This window comes from Agrobacterium sp. NPDC058088, assembly GCF_042885035.1.
Taxonomy (GTDB): Bacteria; Pseudomonadota; Alphaproteobacteria; order Rhizobiales; family Rhizobiaceae; genus Agrobacterium.
In genome coordinates, this window is the sequence record NZ_JBHVSU010000001.1 from 1,015,800 (window position 1) to 1,034,878 (window position 19,079).

General features: G+C 59.2%; 18 protein-coding genes. 10 read left to right on the top strand and 8 right to left on the bottom strand.

What is annotated here, in order from left to right; genetic code table 11:
* Positions 1-8 precede the first annotated feature (8 nt).
* Entirely contained in the window at positions 9-413 is a 405-nt protein-coding gene (locus tag ACFVTJ_RS05080; protein WP_386905135.1) for an SRPBCC family protein, read from the bottom strand.
* A gap of 118 nt (positions 414-531) precedes the next feature.
* Here ACFVTJ_RS05080 and ccoG point away from each other — a divergent pair, with 118 nt between their 5' ends.
* The 5 genes from ccoG to gndA all read left to right on the top strand — a co-directional run bounded on the left by ccoG (position 532) and on the right by gndA (position 6,650).
* The gene (gene ccoG / locus ACFVTJ_RS05085; RefSeq protein ID WP_386905137.1) at positions 532-2,115 is read left to right on the top strand and encodes a cytochrome c oxidase accessory protein CcoG; all 1,584 of its coding nucleotides are present in this window, start codon (positions 532-534) and stop codon (positions 2,113-2,115) included.
* Positions 2,112-2,612 carry a FixH family protein gene (locus ACFVTJ_RS05090; RefSeq protein ID WP_386905139.1) on the top strand — a complete coding sequence of 167 codons (501 nt, stop codon included), beginning with the start codon at positions 2,112-2,114 and terminating at the stop codon, positions 2,610-2,612. Before ccoG ends, ACFVTJ_RS05090 begins: the two co-directional genes overlap by 4 nt.
* Positions 2,609-4,900, top strand: coding sequence for a cation-translocating P-type ATPase (locus ACFVTJ_RS05095; RefSeq protein WP_386905141.1), 2,292 nt, complete (start codon positions 2,609-2,611; stop codon positions 4,898-4,900). The genes ACFVTJ_RS05090 and ACFVTJ_RS05095 overlap by 4 nt, the downstream gene beginning before the upstream one ends.
* Positions 4,897-5,055 (top strand): cbb3-type cytochrome oxidase assembly protein CcoS, encoded by a 159-nt coding sequence (ccoS, locus tag ACFVTJ_RS05100; RefSeq protein WP_386905143.1) that lies wholly within the window; start codon positions 4,897-4,899, stop codon positions 5,053-5,055. Before ACFVTJ_RS05095 ends, ccoS begins: the two co-directional genes overlap by 4 nt.
* A gap of 164 nt (positions 5,056-5,219) precedes the next feature.
* Entirely contained in the window at positions 5,220-6,650 is a 1,431-nt protein-coding gene (gene gndA / locus ACFVTJ_RS05105) for an NADP-dependent phosphogluconate dehydrogenase (protein ID WP_386905145.1), read from the top strand.
* Positions 6,651-6,717: 67 nt separating this feature from the next.
* On the opposite strand, the gene ACFVTJ_RS05110 is transcribed toward gndA, so the two are convergent.
* From ACFVTJ_RS05110 to ACFVTJ_RS05120, 3 genes are all read right to left on the bottom strand, one after another.
* Positions 6,718-7,044, bottom strand: coding sequence for an RcnB family protein (locus ACFVTJ_RS05110; protein ID WP_386905147.1), 327 nt, complete (start codon positions 7,042-7,044; stop codon positions 6,718-6,720).
* Positions 7,045-7,233: 189 nt separating this feature from the next.
* The gene (gene mgrA / locus ACFVTJ_RS05115; protein WP_386905149.1) at positions 7,234-8,265 is read right to left on the bottom strand and encodes an L-glyceraldehyde 3-phosphate reductase; all 1,032 of its coding nucleotides are present in this window, start codon (positions 8,263-8,265) and stop codon (positions 7,234-7,236) included.
* Positions 8,266-8,368: 103 nt separating this feature from the next.
* Positions 8,369-10,867 (bottom strand): glycoside hydrolase family 2 protein, encoded by a 2,499-nt coding sequence (locus ACFVTJ_RS05120; RefSeq protein WP_386905151.1) that lies wholly within the window; start codon positions 10,865-10,867, stop codon positions 8,369-8,371.
* A gap of 489 nt (positions 10,868-11,356) precedes the next feature.
* On the opposite strand from ACFVTJ_RS05120, the gene ACFVTJ_RS05125 reads away from it, so the two are divergent.
* Positions 11,357-12,403 carry a LacI family transcriptional regulator gene (locus tag ACFVTJ_RS05125; protein WP_386905153.1) on the top strand — a complete coding sequence of 349 codons (1,047 nt, stop codon included), beginning with the start codon at positions 11,357-11,359 and terminating at the stop codon, positions 12,401-12,403.
* A 143-nt stretch (positions 12,404-12,546) separates the two neighbouring features.
* Here ACFVTJ_RS05125 and znuA read toward each other — a convergent pair whose 3' ends face one another.
* Positions 12,547-13,524: a zinc ABC transporter substrate-binding protein ZnuA gene (znuA, locus tag ACFVTJ_RS05130; protein ID WP_386905155.1), complete on the bottom strand. Its 978-nt coding sequence runs from the start codon at positions 13,522-13,524 to the stop codon at positions 12,547-12,549.
* A gap of 104 nt (positions 13,525-13,628) precedes the next feature.
* Between znuA and znuC the strand changes: the two genes are divergently transcribed.
* The 3 genes from znuC to zur are packed head-to-tail and all read left to right on the top strand — an operon-like array spanning position 13,629 to position 15,773.
* Entirely contained in the window at positions 13,629-14,552 is a 924-nt protein-coding gene (znuC, locus tag ACFVTJ_RS05135) for a zinc ABC transporter ATP-binding protein ZnuC (protein ID WP_386905157.1), read from the top strand.
* Positions 14,545-15,363 (top strand): zinc ABC transporter permease subunit ZnuB, encoded by an 819-nt coding sequence (gene znuB, locus ACFVTJ_RS05140; protein ID WP_386905159.1) that lies wholly within the window; start codon positions 14,545-14,547, stop codon positions 15,361-15,363. Before znuC ends, znuB begins: the two co-directional genes overlap by 8 nt.
* Positions 15,360-15,773 carry a zinc uptake transcriptional repressor Zur gene (zur, locus tag ACFVTJ_RS05145; RefSeq protein WP_386905161.1) on the top strand — a complete coding sequence of 138 codons (414 nt, stop codon included), beginning with the start codon at positions 15,360-15,362 and terminating at the stop codon, positions 15,771-15,773. Before znuB ends, zur begins: the two co-directional genes overlap by 4 nt.
* A 39-nt stretch (positions 15,774-15,812) precedes the next feature.
* On the opposite strand, the gene ACFVTJ_RS05150 is transcribed toward zur, so the two are convergent.
* Together ACFVTJ_RS05150 and ACFVTJ_RS05155 are read right to left on the bottom strand one after the other, a co-directional pair.
* Positions 15,813-16,346 carry a gamma carbonic anhydrase family protein gene (locus ACFVTJ_RS05150; protein WP_386905163.1) on the bottom strand — a complete coding sequence of 178 codons (534 nt, stop codon included), beginning with the start codon at positions 16,344-16,346 and terminating at the stop codon, positions 15,813-15,815.
* A 37-nt stretch (positions 16,347-16,383) separates the two neighbouring features.
* The gene (locus ACFVTJ_RS05155) at positions 16,384-17,073 is read right to left on the bottom strand and encodes a fumarylacetoacetate hydrolase family protein (RefSeq protein ID WP_386905165.1); all 690 of its coding nucleotides are present in this window, start codon (positions 17,071-17,073) and stop codon (positions 16,384-16,386) included.
* A 137-nt stretch (positions 17,074-17,210) separates the two neighbouring features.
* Here ACFVTJ_RS05155 and dusA point away from each other — a divergent pair, with 137 nt between their 5' ends.
* Positions 17,211-18,221 (top strand): tRNA dihydrouridine(20/20a) synthase DusA, encoded by a 1,011-nt coding sequence (dusA, locus tag ACFVTJ_RS05160; protein ID WP_386905167.1) that lies wholly within the window; start codon positions 17,211-17,213, stop codon positions 18,219-18,221.
* A 6-nt stretch (positions 18,222-18,227) separates the two neighbouring features.
* On the opposite strand, the gene ACFVTJ_RS05165 is transcribed toward dusA, so the two are convergent.
* Positions 18,228-19,028: a DUF72 domain-containing protein gene (locus ACFVTJ_RS05165; RefSeq protein WP_386905169.1), complete on the bottom strand. Its 801-nt coding sequence runs from the start codon at positions 19,026-19,028 to the stop codon at positions 18,228-18,230.
* Between the last annotated feature and the right edge of the window lie 51 nt (positions 19,029-19,079).

The window sequence follows — 19,079 nt, forward strand, 5'->3', positions numbered from 1 at the left end:
TTACTCCGTCAATCCGCCTCAAGCAGGGCTTTCAGTGTTTCGAGATCGGCCGTGATCGTGCGCGCGTCCTGCTCGAAATCCTCGTCCGTCATGCCGTCAAGCCGAAGCAGCGTGAAGCTCACTTCCGCGCCGCTGCCATTCGGCGTTACCCGAAGCGCGTTATAGACCTTCAGCCCGTCAGGCAATGTGACGACATGATCTATGACGCCGAACTCGTTGGCGGGCGCGAAATTCACGCGCACCTCGCCAAGCGGTCCGCCATCAGCGATCCAGTCATTGCCATCCGGCTTCAGCCCGCCGCCAAGACCTGCCGCCCAGCGTGGCATGTTCTGCGGGTCAGAGGTAAAACCATAGACCTGGGCCCACGGCTTTTCGACTGACAGGTGAATGATTCTCGACTGCATAACGGGCATTTCATCCTCCCTCTGCGGCGCTATCCTCCCTGCGCCACTTTGTCATCACTTGATGCAAGTCAAGGATGTTTCACCGGGGAGGTGGGAGAAAGCAAGGAGATAAAAATGGACTCCTCTCATGAACATCTATCGCGCCGGACAGGATCGCCCGCAACAGCCGGTTGAAAGGCTGGAGGCGGAGGCTGTCAATTCCGCAAAGACGCGCAAACCGCTTTATGAAGCGCGCAAGAAGATTTTCCCCAAGCGCGCGGAGGGCCGGTTCCGGCGGTTCAAATGGCTGGTGATGCTGATCACGCTCGGCATCTATTATCTGACGCCTTTCCTGCGCTGGGACCGCGGGCCCTATGCGCCGGATCAGGCCGTCTTGATCGATATCGCCAACCGGCGCTTTTATTTCTTCTTCATCGAAATCTGGCCGCAGGAATTCTTTTTCGTTGCGGGCCTGCTGGTCATGGCGGGGCTGGGGCTGTTTCTCGTCACATCCGCCGTCGGGCGCGCATGGTGCGGTTACACCTGTCCGCAGACCGTCTGGGTTGATCTGTTTCTGGTGGTGGAACGCGCGATTGAGGGCGACAGGAATGCCCGCATGAAACTGGATGCGGCGCCCTTCACATTTGGAAAATTGCGCAAGCGTGTGCTGAAACATGCGATCTGGCTGGTGATCGGCGTTCTGACCGGCGGCGCCTGGATTTTTTATTTTGCCGATGCGCCGACGCTGGCCAGGGAATTCGTCACCGGCCAGGCGCCGATGATCGCCTACTCGACAGTCGCCATCCTTACCGCCACCACTTATGTCTTCGGCGGGCTGATGCGGGAACAGGTCTGCACCTATATGTGTCCCTGGCCGCGCATTCAGGCGGCGATGCTGGACGAGAATTCGCTTGTCGTCACCTATAATGACTGGCGCGGCGAACCGCGCTCGCGGCACGCCAAGAAGGCTGCGGCATCAGGGGAGAGCATCGGCGATTGCGTCGATTGCAATGCCTGTGTCGCGGTCTGTCCCATGGGCATTGACATCAGGGACGGGCAGCAGCTTGAATGCATCACCTGCGCGCTCTGCATCGATGCCTGTGACGGGGTGATGGACAAGATCGGCAAGCCGCGTGGGCTGATTGCTTATGCGACGCTTGCCGAATACCAATCCAACATGGCGCTGGCGACCGGCAATGGCCAGCACGCGATCCGGCCCGCCAACGTGCGCAAGGAGGATGGCAGTTTCAGCAATCGTGTGCGCCACTTCAACTGGCGTATCATCTTCCGTCCGCGCACTCTGCTTTATACGGCCATCTGGGCTGCCGTTGGCATCGGCATGCTGTTTGCGCTGGTGACGCGTGAGCGGCTCGCGCTCAATGTCCTGCATGACCGCAATCCGCAATATGTGCTGGAATCGAACGGTTCGATCCGTAACGGCTATACCGTGCGCATCCTCAACATGGTGCCGCAGCCGCGCATCATGAGCCTGACTATCGATGGCCTTCCGAACGCGGTGATGAAAATCAACGGCATGGCCGACAATGCCGCCCGGGCCTTCGAGGTGACGGTCGAACCGGACGAGGCAACAACCCTCAAAGTCTTCGTCACCCTGCCGGGCGAGGATGTCGCGCGAGCGGCGGAAAACTTCGAATTCATCGTCAGCGATACGGCCGGCCACGAAACGGCCCGTTACGATGCGGTCTTTAATGCTCCGGGAGTGAAAAAATGACAATGAACGATCAACGCGCTTCCGGATTTACGTTCACCGGCTGGCACATGCTGGGTGTCATGGTGCTATTCTTCGGCACCGTCATCACCGTGAACATGATCATGGCCTGGAATGCGGTCCATAGCTGGAGCGGGCTCGTGGTGCCCAACACCTATGTGGCCAGCCAGCAGTTCAACGCCAAGGCGGAAGCCGCCAAGGCACGGGCTGCAACCGGCATCAAGGGCAGGCTCGTGGTGGATGAGAAGACCGTGCGCTACGAGGTTTTCCATCCCGATAAAGGCCCCGTCGATACGGATACGGTGACGGCGCATTTTCGTCGGCCTGTGGGAGAGAGCCAGAATTTCGAGATGGAATTGATCCCGGCCACCACCGGCGTCTTTACCGGCGCACATGACATGCTGCCGGGGCAATGGATCGTCGAGGTTACTGCCGTCAAGGACGGCCGGATCATCGTGCATGAGGGCACGCGGATCGCCGTTATCAGGGGGCGCCAATGAGCTGCTGTGCACCGGGAACGGAAGGCTCGCTTCAACTCGGCGAGCCCGTCAATCCACCATCGTCGGAGGAATTGCTGCTGGCGAGCCGTGATCTGGGGCAGGGGCTGCGCCAGACCGACCTCAGCGTGCCGGATGTTTATTGCGGCGCCTGCATCACAACCATCGAAACCGCGCTTAACCGTCTGCCGCAGGTGGAACACGCGCGGGTAAACCTGTCGTCTAAACGTGTGGCGGTTGTGTGGAAGGAAGAGGTCAATGGCGTCAGGACCGATCCCGCCGAGATTGCCCGTGCAATTCTGTCGACAGGATACCGCACACATCTTTTCGCCAGCGGGCAGGATGCTTCGGACGCCGTGCGTTCGCAGCTGATAAGGGCGGTGGCGCTGTGCGGCTTTGCCTCCGCCAATATCATGCTGCTGTCTGTGTCCGTCTGGTCGGGTGCGGACGCTGCGACACGCGACATGTTTCACTGGATTTCGGCGATGATCGCCGCACCGGCGCTGATCTATGGCGGACGTTTCTTCTATCAATCTGCCTGGAACGCGCTGAAACACGGCCGCACCAATATGGATGTGCCGATCGCGCTCGCCATCACGCTCTCTTATGCCGTTTCGCTGTGGGAGACGATCCATCACGGAGAGCACGCCTGGTTCGATGCGACCGTATCGCTGCTGTTTTTCCTGCTGATCGGCCGCACGCTCGACCATATCATGCGCGACAAGGCTCGCTCGGCCATTGCCGGACTGGCCCGTCTCTCACCGCGGGGCGCGACCGTCGTCAGTGTGGATGGAACGCGGGAATATCGCCAGCTTGCCGATGTCCAACCCGGAATGTCGATTGCGATTGCGGCGGGTGATCGTGTGGCTGTGGACGCGATCGTCGTCTCCGGCAGCAGCGATCTCGATATGTCCATCGTTAATGGTGAAAGTGCACCGCGCCGCGTTGCGGCAGGCGACAGCCTGCAGGCAGGCACGCTCAACCTCACCGGTTCGCTCACCGCCAGGGTGACCGCCTCGGCCAGGGATTCCTTCCTGTCGGAAGTGATCGGGTTGATGGAGGCGGCCGAAGGAGGGCGGGCGCGTTACCGCCGTATCGCCGATCGCGCCGCAAGCTATTATTCGCCCGTGGTGCATCTTCTTGCGCTGGTGACGTTTTTCGGCTGGGGCATTTTGGGCGGGGACTGGAAACAGGCGATGCTGATTGCCATCGCGGTTCTCATCATCACCTGCCCCTGTGCGCTCGGCCTTGCCGTTCCCGTCGTGCAGGTGGTGGCCGCTGGAAGGCTCTTTCGGCACGGTATCATGGTCAAGGAAGGTTCTGCTATGGAGCGGCTGGCCGAAATCGACACCGTACTATTCGACAAAACCGGCACTCTTACCGTTGGTAAACCGAGACTCGTCAACACAGGTGATGTTAAGCCGGCCACCATGGCAATTGCGGCGGGACTTGCCGCCCATTCGCGTCATCCTCTCTCGAAAGCCCTGCATGCCGCCTATAACGGTGCCCTGCCGGCCTATGAGGTGGTGCGGGAGATTCCGGGCTCGGGTGTGGAGGCCGAGACGGAATCCGGCATCTACCGGCTCGGCAATCGCCGTTTTGCCTGCCCGGATGAGGCAAGGCTCGATGATGGCGATGCGCGGTCGGAAGTGGTGCTGTCGCTCGATAGCCATCAACTGGCGAGCTTCGGTTTCGAGGATAATCCGCGGGTTGGTGCGGTTGCGGCTTTGCATCATCTCTCAGTGCGGGGTCTTGTGCAGGAAATCGTTTCGGGTGACCGGCCCGCCGCCGTCAGCGCGATGGCGCAGCGGCTAGGGATCGGCAACTGGCGTGCCGACCTGTCGCCGAAGGACAAGGCGGCTCGTTGCGCCGAGCTTGCCGACGAGGGGCGCAGGCTGCTGATGGTGGGGGATGGTATCAACGACGCGCCGGCGCTCGCCGCTGCGCATGTTTCGATGGCGCCCGCCACCGCCGCCGATATTGGCCGGCAGGCCGCCGATTTCGTGTTCATGCAGGAGGATCTCGATGCCGTTCCTTTTGCGATCGAGACGTCGCAGCGGGCCGGAAGGCTCATCCGACAGAACTTTGCGCTTGCCATCGGCTACAACATCATCGCCGTACCGATTGCGATCGCCGGTTATGCGACGCCGATGATCGCCGCCATCGCCATGTCGACATCGTCGCTGATCGTCGTTGCCAATGCATTGCGCCTTGCCGGTGCAGCTGAAACCATCCGTGCGCGGAACGCGGTGGAAACAGGATTTGCGGGCGAGGGGGCGCAACTGGCATGAATATGCTGATCTATCTCATTCCCGTCGCACTGTTTCTGGGCGCGCTCGGGCTTTTCGCCTTCCTCTGGTCGGTTCGATCCGGGCAGTATGACGATATGGACGGGGCTGCCTGGCGAGTAATCGATGATGGTGATGACCGGCCACGGTCCTCTTGACGGAGAAACAAGCGGTCCGTTTTGAATTGGTATCGACCTGTCGCAAATATGCAAAGCTGACTTGCGTCATCAAAATTTAATCGTTTCAGTCGCGGCCAGCCTTGCCGTTTGGTGATTACAGTGCCACAACACGACCACCAAAAAAGCAAGATGGAGGCACATCCGTGGAACAGGCAGAAATCGGTTTGATCGGTCTCGGCGTCATGGGCTCGAACCTGGCGTTGAACATCGCGGAAAAGGGCAACAAGATTGCCGTATTCAACCGAACCCCGGAAGTTACACGAAAATTCTACGCCGATGCAGGCGACCTGCAGGGCCAGATCATTCCCTGCGAAACCATTGAGGAATTCGTCGCCGCCATTCGTCCTCCGCGTCCGATCATCATCATGATCAAGGCTGGCGATCCCGTCGACCAGCAGATGGAAATCCTCAAACCGCACCTGTCCAATGGCGACATCATGATCGACGCCGGCAATGCGAATTTCCGCGATACGATCCGCCGTTTCGACAATCTGAAGGACAGCGGCCTGACCTTTATCGGAATGGGCGTTTCCGGCGGTGAAGAAGGCGCGCGCCATGGACCGTCGATCATGGTTGGCGGTACCGAAGACAGCTGGAAGCGTGTCGAGAAGGTGCTGACCTCCATTTCTGCCAAGTATAATGACGATCCGTGCGTGGCATGGCTCGGTAATGACGGCGCTGGCCATTTCGTCAAGACCATCCATAACGGCATCGAATATGCCGACATGCAGATGATTGCCGAAATCTACGGTATTCTGCGTGATGGCCTGAAAATGAGCGCGTCTGAAATCGCCGATGTCTTCGGCGAGTGGAACAAGGGCCGCCTCAACTCCTACCTGATCGAAATCACCGAGAAGGTTCTGCGCGCCGCCGATCCGATCACCGGCAAGCCGATGGTCGATCTGATCCTCGACAAGGCCGGCCAGAAGGGCACCGGCAAGTGGTCCGTCATCGAGGCGCAGAACATGGGCGTCGCCGCCACCGCCATCGAGGCGGCCGTGGCTGCCCGTATTCTGTCGTCGCAGAAGGATGAGCGCGAGGCTGCCGAAAAGATCTTCGGCCTGCCGACTGTTGCCCCGGCGCCCGCGGACAAAAAAGCCTTCATCGCCGATCTGGAAAACGCTCTGCTGGCCGCAAAGGTCGGCGCTTATGCGCAGGGCTTCGCCATCATGTCGGCCGCTTCCAAGGAGTTCAACTGGAACCTGCCGATGCCGACGATCGCCCGCATCTGGCGCGCCGGCTGCATCATCCGCTCGGAATTCCTCGATGAGATCACCTCGGCCTTCACGAAGGATCCGCATGTGGCAAACCTCATCGTGACGCCGGCCTTCTCCGCGATCGTCAAGGATACCGATGCGCCGCTGCGCCGTGTGGTTTCCTACGCCATTCTGTCGGGACTGCCGGTTTCGGCGCTGGCTTCGGCACTCGGCTATTTCGATGCCTATCGCCGTGGCCGCGGCAGCGCCAACCTCATCCAGGCGCAGCGCGACTTCTTCGGCGCGCATGGTTTCGAACGCACCGATGGTGTTGACAAGCCGCACGGCCCATGGGGCAGCGGCGCCGACATTTTCTGATCGGCTGAAACCATAAACGACAAAAGGCCCGCGCAAGCGGGCCTTTTTCATTTCATCGATGCCTGGATTAGCGGGCGGCGGCGAGACCGACGATGAGGCCGCTGACGGCATTGATGAGCAGGAACTGGTTATCCACGCGCACCCAGCGCTGGTCGCGGCGCGGTTCTGCAAGGTGATAGCGGCGGTAGTCACGGCGGTCGACGTAGTGGCGACGATCGCGGGCCGAGAGGCGCTGGCCGCGATCCCAGCGGTGCTTCTTGACGATGACTTTCTTGTTGGTGACCTGACGCTCAACGGTGACGCCGCGATGGCGATCGTCATGGCGGCTTTGGGCCTGAGCCATCGGAGCTGCAAGAACGGTGGCTGCCAGAAGAATCGTAACGAACTTTTTCATGGAAGTTTCCTCTCGTGTTTCGATGAGGAGAACTTACGAATAAACGAATGAACGGAAACTGAATTTAAAATTACAATTATGTAATGGTTGTTAATGGTTAGGGGTATGATTTAAACTTTTAATTTGAGATTTTTGGCTCGGTTTTCGAAGCGAGCAGGCCGCCCAGCGGAGCTGGGCGACCGTTTCGTATCAGGTGCGTTCTGCGGATTTTGCCCAGAGGTTGATATCCGCATCCTTGGCGTAGCGGTCGATTTCCGCAAGCTCCTCGGTGGAGAACTCGGCATTGTCGAGCGCCTTCACGCAATCTTCGACCTGTTCGACACGGCTTGCGCCAATCAGCGCCGAGGTGATGCGACCGCCGCGCAGGACCCAGGCGATGGCCATCTGCGCCAGCGTCTGGCCGCGGCGTTCGGCGATGCTGTTCAGCGCGCGGATGTTTTCAACATTGCGCTCGTTGAGGAAGGCCGGGTTCAGCGACTTGCTCTGCGAGGCGCGGCTGCCTTCAGGCACGCCGCCGAGATATTTCGTCGTCAGCATGCCCTGGGCCAACGGCGAGAAGACGATGGAGCCGATGCCCAGTTCTTCCAGTGTGTCGACGAGACCGTCTTCCTCGATCCAGCGATTGATCATCGAATAGCTCGGCTGGTGGATGATGCAGGGCGTGCCGAGGTCCTTCAGGATCGCGGCGGCCTCACGGGTGCGCTTCGAATTGTAGGAGGAAATGCCGACATAAAGCGCCTTGCCCGAGCGCACGATCTGGTCAAGCGCGCCGCAGGTTTCCTCAAGCGGCGTGTCGGGATCGAAACGGTGGGAATAGAAAATATCGACGTAGTCCAGCCCCATGCGCTTCAGGCTCTGGTCGCAGGACGATATCAGATATTTGCGGCTGCCCCATTCGCCATAGGGGCCGGGCCACATGTTGTACCCGGCCTTGGAGGAGATAATCATCTCGTCGCGATAGCCCCGGAAATCCGTCTTGAGAATTTCGCCGAAGGCGGTTTCGGCGCTGCCGGGCGGCGGGCCGTAATTATTGGCGAGATCGAAATGGGTGATGCCGAGATCGAAGGCCCGGCGGCAAATGGCCTGTTTCGTCTGGTGCGGCGTGTCATTGCCGAAATTGTGCCAGAGCCCCAGCGAGATCGCCGGCAGTTTCAGGCCGGTCTTTCCGCAATGATTGTATTTCATGGACGCGTATCGGTTTTCGGCCGGTTGCCAAACCATGGGTCTTCCTCCACTTGCTGATGACTGGCTGCCGGAGAACCCGGCAACCCTTTGAACCGATGAAAACAGGTGCGAGCGCACCTGTCATTCCCGAGAGGGATGGTTATGCCTTTCTCCGCATGGTTTCAATGGCGGGATCGGGCGAGGACTGGCAGGTATGAAGATCGAAGATGCGGAAACGCGGCTGGGGGCCGGCCGCCTTCGGGGTGAAGATGATGCGACGCGTTTCGCCGGCGGAAAGGTCGAACAGGTTGTCGGAATAACGTCCGGGCTGGTCCGCCTCCAGCAAGACAAAGAGGGCGAGACCGGCGGCGGTGACATCGATTTCAAACTGGCCGTTTTTCAGCGGGCCGACGGAGAGATCCAAGCCGGCGGGCTGAAGCTCCAGTGCCTTGTAGGTGTCGCGCGCATGATGGCCTTCGCCGGTCATGCCGTTGGAAGCGATGAAGCTCCATGCAAGGATGGAGCCATCCGGCAGGCTGTCCATGTCGATGTCCGTCAGCGTCGCGGCCTTGTCCGTCGCGCATGTCCCGTTGGCGGATTTCAGCGGCACGCGGTTGCCGTCCATGGTCAGTGCCACGATGTTCATGTCGATTTCTACATCTTCCGCCGTGTCGTTGACCATCGAGAAGCTCACCCGGCGTCCATTCTCCGAGGGAATGGCCGAGACCGCGACCGGCTGGAAGAAACGGCGAGCAGCGTAATGCAGCGCCTTCCAGCCGCCGCCATAATCGAGGCTCGACCAAGAGGCGACCGGCCATGTGTCGTTCAGCTGCCAATATAGCGTGCCCATGCAATGGGGCTTTAGCGAGCGCCAGTAATCTACAGCCGTGCGGATGGCCAGCGCCTGCTGCACCTGGCTCAGATAAACGAAGTTCTGGAAATCCCTGGGGAACCGGAAATAGCGAAACATGGTGCCGGCGATCCGTTCATTGCCGCCCACATTCTTCTGGTGCAACTCAATGACCGGGGAGGCGATGTTCATGTCCTTGTCTTCCGCATAGGTGCGGATGACAGGCATGGACGTATAGGACTGGAAACCGAACTCGGAGCAAAAGCGCGGCTTGACCGAGCGGTAATTGTCGAACGACTTGTTTTCGTGCCAGACGGACCAATAATGCATGTCGCCGGAGCCATCCGCGTGCCAGGCATCGCCATAATCGAGATAACCCGAGGCTGGGCTCGACGGCCACCAGAGCGCTTCGGGGGCGGCTTTTTTAAGCGCTTTTTCGATAGTGCGGTTCAGGCGGTCGTAAGCCACAAGATAGCGGTCACGATTGTTGCGGGATTCGTCGAACCAAGTCAGCGCACCCACCAGCTCGTTATCGCCACACCATAGCGCGATGGAGGGGTGGGAGGAGAGGCGTTTGACCTGATAATCGACCTCGTGTTCGACATTGTCGAGGAAGTCATCGCTGCAGGGATAGAGATTGCATGCGAACATGAAGTCCTGCCAGACCAGAAGGCCAAGGCGATCGCAGAGGTCGTAGAACCAGTCCTCCTCATAGAACCCGCCGCCCCAGACACGGATCATGTTCATGTTGGCCTCGACTGCGGAGCAAAGGAGGTCTTCGGTCTTTTCCCGGCTGGTGAGCGAATAAAGCGCATCTGCCGGAATCCAGTTGGCGCCGCGGCAGAAGATTTCCCGGCCGTTGATGCGGAAGGCGAAGCGGCTGCCGGCCTCGTCCTTGTCGGTCAGAAGCTCGATGGTCCTGAAGCCGATCTGGCGGGTGACTGTCTCGTCGGGCAGTTCTACCGTCAGTCTGTAGAGCGTCTGCTCGCCACTGCCGGCCGGCCACCAGAGTTCCGGATTTTCCACGAAGAAGACGTGGCGTACAATCGTCTCGCCCGCGCCGACGCCGCAATCGAGCCGTAGTCTTTCGTCGTTAAGGGAGAGGTAGACCGGCAGGCTTGCCGGTCCTTCGGCAAACAGCGTGATCGCCACATGCAGCTCGACACCGCCTTCAACATGGTGCTGCGAGGTAACGATATGTTCGATGCGGGCCGTATCGAGCCGCTTCAGCAGGATTTTGCCGTAGAGGCCAAGCGGCGCGATGGCGATGTTCCAGTCCCAGCCAAAATGGCATTGCGGCTTGCGCAGCATGTTGCCATTGGCGATCGGCGAGTTGCCGGGGTGATAGGGAATGTAGAAGGGCTGCCGTGCCTGCCGCTCTGCGCCTGCCGCGATATTGGAGTGAAAATGGATGCGGATGGTGTTTTCACCCGGCCGCACGGCGCGCGAAATATCGGGGCGATAACGTCGGAAGCAATTGTCGGCGCTTAACACCGGGATATCGTTGACGAAGATGATGGCGACGGTGTCGAGATAGTCGATATCGAGATACCAGCTCGCCTCGATGTCATCGAGGATGAAGGTCCTCTCTATGATCCAGTCCTGCTGTGCGACCCATTGTACGGCCTTCTCATTGGCGCCGTGATAGGGGTCGGGAATGATGGCGGCATTTTTCAGGGCGGAGTGAATATCGCCGGGAACGGAAAGCTCGGTGGCATGGTCTCCTTCCGCCGAGGTCAGGCGCCAGAGCCCGGCCAGATCGATGACGGTTTCGGGCGTGGAGGAAGCAATCATGATCGGACCCTGCATAATTTGAATTCAACGAAGACGGCCGGCATTATGATGCAGGCTTGTGTCAGAATCTGGGGAGAATGGATGGGTGCAAAGCGGCCGCGACATGCTTATCCGGCTTTGCGATTTCCTCCCTCCGGCAACGTTACCGTAAAACAATCCTCCAGTCATTCCTTTGAGTGGCCTCCGGGTGCCTGAAAAATGCGTGGCGTTTACTGAGTAGAATAGGGAGATTTCATGGAACCCATTCATAGCAGTTTTATTGATTTATATCAGTCAATTAAAATTGTTTTCTAATCTGAATAAAAAGGATTTTTGTCGGGTCAATATCGACAGTTCCAGGCTATGACTAAAGGGCGGGGGCCGGGAAATATTTTCTCGATCTATATCGTTATAGCTGGCTTGGCGGATACGTGGAAACGACTGGCGGTTTGCCGGAGACCTTTGCCTTTGCAACGGAGCAAAAGCTATCTATGATTACCGTTAGGTAAAGCGTGGCGAAATGACATGAACGATACTGGAAAATCCGGCGGGGGCGACATACCTGCAACGACGGGCGAGCGCCCGACCCTGAAGACCATCGCTTATATGACGGGCCTTGGCATCACCACCGTGTCGCGCGCGCTGAAGGATGCGCCTGACATCGGCGCCGAGACCAAGGAGCGCGTGCGGCTCATCGCCCGGCAGATCGGATACCAACCCAACCGTGCCGGCGTGCGCCTTCGCACCGGCAAGACGAACGTCATCGCGCTGGTGCTGAGTGTCGACGAGGAGTTGATGGGTTTCACCAGTCAGATGGTGTTCGGCATCACGGAAGTGCTTTCCACGACGCAATACCACCTTGTCGTTACGCCCCACACGCACGCCAAGGATTCCATGGTTCCGATCCGCTATATTCTCGATACTGGCTCAGCGGACGGGGTGATTATCTCGAAAATTGAGCCCAACGATCCGCGTGTTCGCCTGATGACGGAACGCAACATGCCTTTCGTCACCCATGGGCGCACGAATATGGGTATTGAACATGCCTATCACGATTTCGATAACGAGGCCTATGCCTATCAGGCCGTGGAGCGTCTAGCGCAAAGCGGGCGGAAGAGAATTGCTGCTGTCGTTCCGCCCTCGCAATTCTCCTATCACGACTATGCCCGCAAGGGCTTTAACCGCGGCATCAGGGATTTCGGGCTGACCGAATTTCCCTTCGATGCCATTACGACCGAGACGCCGCTCGATAAAATCCGCGATTTCGGTGAAGCGCTGATGAAATCGGATGATCGACCGGACGGCGTCGTCTCGATCAGCGGTACCAGCACGGTGGCGCTTCTCGCCGGTTTTGAGGCCGCAGGGGTAAAGATTGGCGAGGATATCGATGTGGTCTCGAAACAGTCCGCCGAGTTCCTGAACTGGATCCAGCCGCAAATAGTCACTGTCCACGAGGATATCAAACTTGCGGGCAGGGAGCTTGCCAGGGCCCTGCTGTCACGCATCAACGGTGAGCCGCCGGAAACGCTGCAAACCATCAATCGCCCGGTCTGGTCGGCCATGAAGCTTTAGCCGTAAACGGTCTGGAGTATTTCCGGTAAAAGTTTGTGACGATTTTTCCTCAGGAAAACGCGTGGAAACAGAGACGGAAGCGCACACCGAACGACGAGGTTAAACACGGTGTGGTTGTTCTGCTGATCCGGCGTTTCCGCTGATCAGGACAGGCAGTCCTTCAGCGAACCGGCAATGCCGCGCATCAGCTTGAAATAAAGATCGGGGCCGGGCTCCAGCGTCGCGGCTTCCGGATCGAGCGTTGCCGATTTCGCCGCCGTGCCTTCGGTGATGACCGAAATCAGCTTCGGCTCGAATTGCGGTTCGGCAAAGACGCAAGTGGCGCCGAGCTGACGAACCTTCTCCTGCATCTGCTTGACCCGATCCGCGCCCGGCAGAGTTTCGGGGCTGACGGTGATCGATCCTGCGGTTTTCACGCCGTAACGGTGCTCGAAATATTGATAGGCATCGTGGAAGACGATGAAGGGCTTTTCCTTCACAGGCTTCACCGTTTCCGCGACTTCGGCATCGAGCGCGTCCAGATCGTCGATCAGCTTCCTGGTGTTGGCCTGATAGGTCGCGGCATTGCCGGCATCGGCCGCAATCAGTGCCGTTTCGATCGCCTGAGCCATGGCCTTGGCATTGGCGGGGTCCAGCCAGAGATGTGTGTCATAGGCGCCGTGTTCGTGCTCCTCGGCATCGGCATGGTTGTGCGCATGATTATGATCATGCGCGCCTTCGCCCTCGCTATGGCCCTCTTCGCCATGATCGTGCGCGTCAAAGGGGCCGCCTTCGCGGAAGGGCAGCTTCTCCAGACCCTTGGCATCTTCCAGTTCCACCACCGTCGCCTTGCTGGCCAATGCCTCCAGAGGCTTTTGCAGGAAAGCTTCCAGTCCGGGGCCGACCCAGAATACCACATCCGCCTTTTCGAGCTTGCGTGCATTGGACGGCCGCAGATTATAGGTGTGCGGCGAGGCCGCGCCGTCAACGATGAGCTGCGGTTCGCCCACACCCTTCATGATCGCTGCAACGAGAGAGTGGACAGGCTTGATCGAGACCACGACGTCGGGCGCGGCAGTTGCGCCCGAAGCGGCGGCCGCTATTGCCACCGATGCCATGAGCGGGATCAGGGTCGATTTCATGAAATGCACTCCACTTGAACAAGTATAGTTATGTTATTACATTTATTGCGTAACTCTATAACGTATGCAATAGCGGTAGGCAACATCGCCGAACGGACAATCCCATGCTTCATTCAGCCCCCGAGGGCAACGAAATACTGGTTTCCCTTGCCAATGCCGGCGTGCAGCGGAACGGCCGCTGGCTGGTGCGCGGCGTGGAGTTTTCCGTCAGCAGGGGCGAGATCGTCACGCTGATCGGCCCGAACGGCTCCGGCAAATCCACCAGTGCAAAAATGGCGATCGGCGTGGTTAAGCCAAGCGAGGGCAACGTCTCTCGCAAGCCCGGTCTGCGCGTCGGTTATGTGCCGCAGAAGCTCTCGGTGGACTGGACCATGCCGCTTTCCGTGCGGCGTCTGATGACACTCACCGGGCCGCTGCCTGCGCGCGAGATCGACGCGGCGCTGAATGCGACTGGCATCGCACATTTGGCCAATGCCGAGGTGCAGCATCTTTCCGGCGGCGAGTTCCAGCGGGCGCTTTTGGCCCGCGCCATCGCCCGCAAGCCCGATCTGCTGGTTCTCGACGAGCCTGTTCAGGGTGTTGATTTTTCCGGCGAGATCGCACTTTATGATCTTATAAAAAACATCAGAAATTCAAGTAATTGCGGAATTCTGTTAATCTCACATGACCTGCATGTGGTGATGGCGGAAACCGATACCGTTATCTGCCTGAATGGCCATGTCTGCTGCCGCGGAACGCCGCAGGCGGTCAGCCAGAGTCCGGAATATATGCGGCTGTTCGGCGGCGCGGCGTCCAAGGCGCTTGCGGTCTATAGCCACCATCACGATCACACCCATCTGCCTGATGGCCGGGTGCAGCATGCGGATGGAACGGTGACGGATCATTGCCATCCCGAGGACGGACACCATCACGGGCATGAGCATGAGCATCATCATGCCCATGGGCACCGTAAGGACGGGCATGGCGAATGCGGCTGCGGCCATGACCATGCACCCGCGGACCAGCGGCAGGGAGAACGCCATGTTTGACGATTTCTTCACTCGCGCCATGGTCGCCGGCATCGGTGTTGCGCTCACCGCCGGTCCGCTTGGCTGTTTTGTCGTCTGGCGGCGCATGGCCTATTTCGGTGATACGATGGCGCATTCGGCGCTTCTCGGCGTTGCGCTGTCTTTGCTGCTGCAGCTCAACCTCATCGTCAGCGTCTTTCTCGTGGCGTCGGCCGTTTCGGTTCTTTTGATTTTCCTGCAGCGGCGGCAGGCGCTTTCCGCCGACGCGCTGCTTGGCATCCTGTCCCATTCGGCACTGGCGATCGGCCTCGTCATCGTCGCCTTCATGAGCTGGGTGCGCATCGATCTCGTCTCGTTCCTGTTCGGCGATATTCTTGCCGTCACCCGCAGCGATATTGCGCTGATATGGGGTGGCGGGCTGGTGGTGATCGTTTCCATGGTGTTCCTGTGGAGGTCGCTGCTCGCCTCGACCGTCAATACGGAGCTGGCGGAAGCCGAGGGGTTGAACCCGGAACGGTCGAAGCTGATCTTTACGCTGCTGATGGCGCTGGTGATTGCGATTGCCATGAAGGTGGTTGGCATCATGCTCATTACGTCCCTGCTCATCATACCGGCCGCGACTGCGCGGCGTTTTTCCAGCACACCGGAGGTGATGGCGGTTGTGGCCTCGCTGATCGGTGCGGTGGCCGTTATCGGCGGCCTGTTTGGCTCTCTCACCTATGATACACCGTCTGGCCCGTCGATCGTGGTTGCCGCGGTGATCCTGTTCGTTATAAGCCTGTTGCCGGCGCCGGGTTTTTCCCGCTCCGCAGATGAAGGAGGCAAGCCATGAATGCGCAGACCCAGCAGAACCTTACCAAGAACCAGTCGCTGGTCATGAATGCTCTTTCAAATGCGCAGCAGCCGCTCAGCGCCTATATGATCCTCGACAAGCTGCGGGACGACGGGTTCCGCGCGCCGCTGCAGGTTTACCGGGCTCTGGAAAAGCTGGTGGAATTCGGTCTCGTGCACCGGCTGGAAAGCCTCAACGCCTTCGTCGCATGCACGCATACACAGGCCGAATGCTGCTCGCACCACCACGGCACCGTGGCATTCGCCATTTGTGAATCCTGCGGGCAGGTGACAGAGTTCCACGATCACGAGATCGACCACCGGCTGGAGCGCTGGGTGAAGGACAGCAAGTTCAAGGCTGAAAAGACCACTATTGAAATACGCGGCCTCTGCGCTGCATGCGCGGCGTAAAGCCCAATTCCAAGGGGTGGGCATGTGGCCCGCCGTCGATCACTTTTCGATGATCGCCAGATCCTTCGAAAAACGCTTCCAGTTTTCGATATATTTTTCCGCCGAACGGCGAAGGCCCGCCACGGTTTCTTCATCCAGCGTGCGAATGGCCCGCGCCGGCGAGCCGACAATAAGCGAATTGTCGGGAAACTCTTTGCCTTCGGTCACCAGTGCATTGGCGCCGACGAGGCAGTTGCGGCCGATCTTTGCGCCGTTCAAAATCGTCGCGCCCATGCCAATGAGCGAATTGTCGCCAATTGTGCAGCCATGCACGATGGCATGGTGGCCGATGGTGCACATATCGCCGATGGTCGCGGCGAAACCGGGGTCGCTGTGCACCATCACGCCTTCCTGAATATTGGTGCCGCGACCGATGCTGATCGGTTCGTTATCGCCGCGCAGCGTTGCGCCGAACCAGATGCCGACACCTTCGCCGAGCGTCACCGAACCGATGACATTGGCATCGGGCGCAACCCAGTAACGATCCGGGGCAGGTGTCTTAGGCACCCGGTCGGCAAGGCGGTAGAGCGGCATGGTGGTGTCCTCGCGTTTGCGTTTCCTGCCGATGCGGTCAGGCGATTTTGACCGAGAGCGTGCCGACGCCATCGACACCACACTCGATCGTATCTCCGCGCACGATCGGGCCGACGCCGGCCGGCGTTCCCGTCATGATCACGTCGCCGGCGGCAAGGGTGAACAGCTTGGAAAGCTCGGCAATCACTTCCGGCACCTTCCAGATCATCTGCGCGAGATCGCCCGTCTGCTTGCGTTCACCGTTGACATCGAGCCAGATCGCGCCGGTCGAGGGATGACCGATTTTATCAGCGGGAACGATGGCCGAGACCGGTGCGGAATGTTCAAAGGCCTTGGCGCCTTCCCAGGAGCGGCCCATTTTTTTCAGCCCGTCCTGCAGGTCGCGGCGGGTCATGTCTATCCCGACGGCATAACCCCATACATGGGTCAGCGCCTCTGACGCCGGAATATCGGCGCCGCCGCTCTTCAGGACCACGACACATTCGACTTCGTAATGCACATTGGAGGACAGCGGCGGGTAGGGGAAATCAATACCTGCGGGCAGCAGATTGTCCGGGTTCTTCTGGAAATAAAAGGGTGGCTCGCGTGAGGGATCGTGGCCCATTTCAATAGCGTGATCCGCATAATTGCGGCCGACGCAATAGACCCGCCGCACGGGGAACATATCTTGTGTGCCCTCGACCGGCAGCAGAACGGGTTTCGGGGCGGGGATGACGGTGGCGGCCATGGGATTTCCTGTCGTCTCTTGAAGCTGCAATTCTTGTCCCGCGATTCCGGAGCAATTTCCAGTTCAAAATGCTGTTGTGGGCGAAACTGGCTTTTTGCGGTCCTTTGCTGTAGAAGCCGGCGCAAAGAGGTTTATCCATGTACAGACAAGTGCTTGCCAGCGGCGAAAAAATCTTTGCCGTTGCGCCCATGATCGATTGGACCGACACGAGGTGCAGGTTTCTGCACCGGCAATTGTCGAAGCGTGCCTTGCTGTTCACCGAAATGATTGTCGCCGATGCCATCATCCATGGCCAGCGCGAGAAGTTGCTCGGTTACCACCCGCAGGAACATCCTGTCGCGCTGCAGCTTGGCGGATCGGATCCCGCCAAACTTGCCGAGGCGGTACGGATTGCCGGCGATTACGGTTATGACGAAATCAACCTCAATGTCGGTTGCCCTTCAGACCGGGTACAGTCAGGCACATTCGGCGCTTGCCTGATGCGTGAACCTGACGTCGTGGCGGACTGTATTTCGGCGATGAGAGCGGTTGCGAGCGTGCCGGTTACGGTCAAATGCCGCATCGGGGTCGATGACCAGGAGCCCGAAACGGTATTGCCGGATTTTCTGGCAAGGGTCGTGGCTGCCGGTGCGGATGCGGTCTGGGTCCATGCCCGCAAAGCCTGGCTGCAGGGGCTTTCGCCGAAGGAGAACCGTGAGGTTCCGCCGCTAGACTATGATCTCGTCTATCGCATAAAGCGGGAAAATCCTGATGTCTTCATCGGCATCAATGGTGGCATCGCCGATCTCGATCAGGCGGGCGAACATCTGAAACACATGGATGGAGTGATGCTCGGCAGGGCCGCCTATCACAACACCTCCATCCTTGCCGATGTCGACCATCGCATTCATGGAGAGGAAGCCCGCAACTATGACTGGATGGCGTTGCGGGACGTGATGATGGCTTATGCCGCCGATTATATCGCCGCAGGTGGACGTCTCAATCACGTCACCCGCCACATGGTCGGCCTGTTTCAGGGCATGCCGGGCGCGCGCCGTTTCCGTCAAATCCTTTCCAGCGACGCCACCCGGCCGGGAGCCGGGCCGGAGGTGATCGAGGCAGCTTTCGCCGCCATCGATTTCAACCCGATGAAAGAACTGGCGGGCTGATAAGGCTCAGACCGCTTTTTGCAGTTCCTGCGCACCCACGGGCGCATTGACCTTGCCGCCGGTGATGAAGAAGGCGAAGACGTCGCGCGGGGTCTTTTCCACCTTCCGCTCAGGCGCAATCAGCGGCAGGTCGTCAGGCACGCTGCCCGCCGCATAGGTCTTGACGCGTTTTGCCCAGTCATTGATCCCGGCCTTCGGATAGCAGGTCTCGATATCGTCCTCGCCCTTCTGCAGGCGGCAATAGACGAAATCGGCGGTCACGTCAGGCAGCATCGGATAATCGTGATGATCGGCGCAGACGACCGCGACCTTGTGTTTGGCCAAAAGTTCGATGAATTCCGGCACCTGGAATGTCTCGTTGCGCACCTCGACCACATGCCGCAGGGAAATGCCATCCTGCTTCTCCGGCAGCAGCGCCAGAAACGCACCGAAATCTTCCGAGTCGAATTTCTTTGTGGGCGCAAACTGCCAGAGGATCGGGCCGAGATGGGACCCGAGTTCCGTGAGACCCTGCGTCAGAAACTTCGTCATGGACTCACCGGCCTCGGCCAGAACCCTGCGATTGGTGACGAAGCGGCTCGCCTTCAGCGAGAAGATGAAATCCTCAGGCACTTCGGAGGCCCATTTGGCGAAGGTTTCGGGTTTCTGGCTGCTGTAATAGGTGCCGTTCACCTCGATTGCCGTGAGCTGACGGCTGGCGTGCTCCAACTGGCGCTTCTTCGGCAGTTTTTCTGGATAAAACGTGCCTTCCCAGGGCTCAAAAGTCCAGCCGCCGATACCGGTTCGGATCGTTCCTGATGTCGACATATGCTGTTCCTCCTCCGGCCTTCGGCCTATCGAACCCTTGCGACGAAAGCT

What these genes read in the sequence shown, in the direction of transcription:
- znuC (WP_386905157.1), top strand. Translation starts at nt 13,629, where the DNA reads ATGCTTCATTCAGCCCCCGAGGGCAACGAAATACTGGTTTCCCTTGCC.
- ACFVTJ_RS05125 (WP_386905153.1), top strand. Translation starts at nt 11,357, where the DNA reads ATGAACGATACTGGAAAATCCGGCGGGGGCGACATACCTGCAACGACG.
- ACFVTJ_RS05090 (WP_386905139.1), top strand. Translation starts at nt 2,112, where the DNA reads ATGACAATGAACGATCAACGCGCTTCCGGATTTACGTTCACCGGCTGG.
- ACFVTJ_RS05120 (WP_386905151.1), bottom strand. Translation starts at nt 10,867, where the DNA reads ATGCAGGGTCCGATCATGATTGCTTCCTCCACGCCCGAAACCGTCATC.
- ACFVTJ_RS05165 (WP_386905169.1), bottom strand. Translation starts at nt 19,028, where the DNA reads ATGTCGACATCAGGAACGATCCGAACCGGTATCGGCGGCTGGACTTTT.
- znuA (WP_386905155.1), bottom strand. Translation starts at nt 13,524, where the DNA reads ATGAAATCGACCCTGATCCCGCTCATGGCATCGGTGGCAATAGCGGCC.
- ACFVTJ_RS05095 (WP_386905141.1), top strand. Translation starts at nt 2,609, where the DNA reads ATGAGCTGCTGTGCACCGGGAACGGAAGGCTCGCTTCAACTCGGCGAG.
- znuB (WP_386905159.1), top strand. Translation starts at nt 14,545, where the DNA reads ATGTTTGACGATTTCTTCACTCGCGCCATGGTCGCCGGCATCGGTGTT.
- ACFVTJ_RS05150 (WP_386905163.1), bottom strand. Translation starts at nt 16,346, where the DNA reads ATGCCGCTCTACCGCCTTGCCGACCGGGTGCCTAAGACACCTGCCCCG.
- ACFVTJ_RS05080 (WP_386905135.1), bottom strand. Translation starts at nt 413, where the DNA reads ATGCCCGTTATGCAGTCGAGAATCATTCACCTGTCAGTCGAAAAGCCG.
- dusA (WP_386905167.1), top strand. Translation starts at nt 17,211, where the DNA reads ATGTACAGACAAGTGCTTGCCAGCGGCGAAAAAATCTTTGCCGTTGCG.
- mgrA (WP_386905149.1), bottom strand. Translation starts at nt 8,265, where the DNA reads ATGGTTTGGCAACCGGCCGAAAACCGATACGCGTCCATGAAATACAAT.
- ACFVTJ_RS05110 (WP_386905147.1), bottom strand. Translation starts at nt 7,044, where the DNA reads ATGAAAAAGTTCGTTACGATTCTTCTGGCAGCCACCGTTCTTGCAGCT.
- ACFVTJ_RS05155 (WP_386905165.1), bottom strand. Translation starts at nt 17,073, where the DNA reads ATGGCCGCCACCGTCATCCCCGCCCCGAAACCCGTTCTGCTGCCGGTC.
- ccoS (WP_386905143.1), top strand. Translation starts at nt 4,897, where the DNA reads ATGAATATGCTGATCTATCTCATTCCCGTCGCACTGTTTCTGGGCGCG.
- ccoG (WP_386905137.1), top strand. Translation starts at nt 532, where the DNA reads ATGAACATCTATCGCGCCGGACAGGATCGCCCGCAACAGCCGGTTGAA.
- zur (WP_386905161.1), top strand. Translation starts at nt 15,360, where the DNA reads ATGAATGCGCAGACCCAGCAGAACCTTACCAAGAACCAGTCGCTGGTC.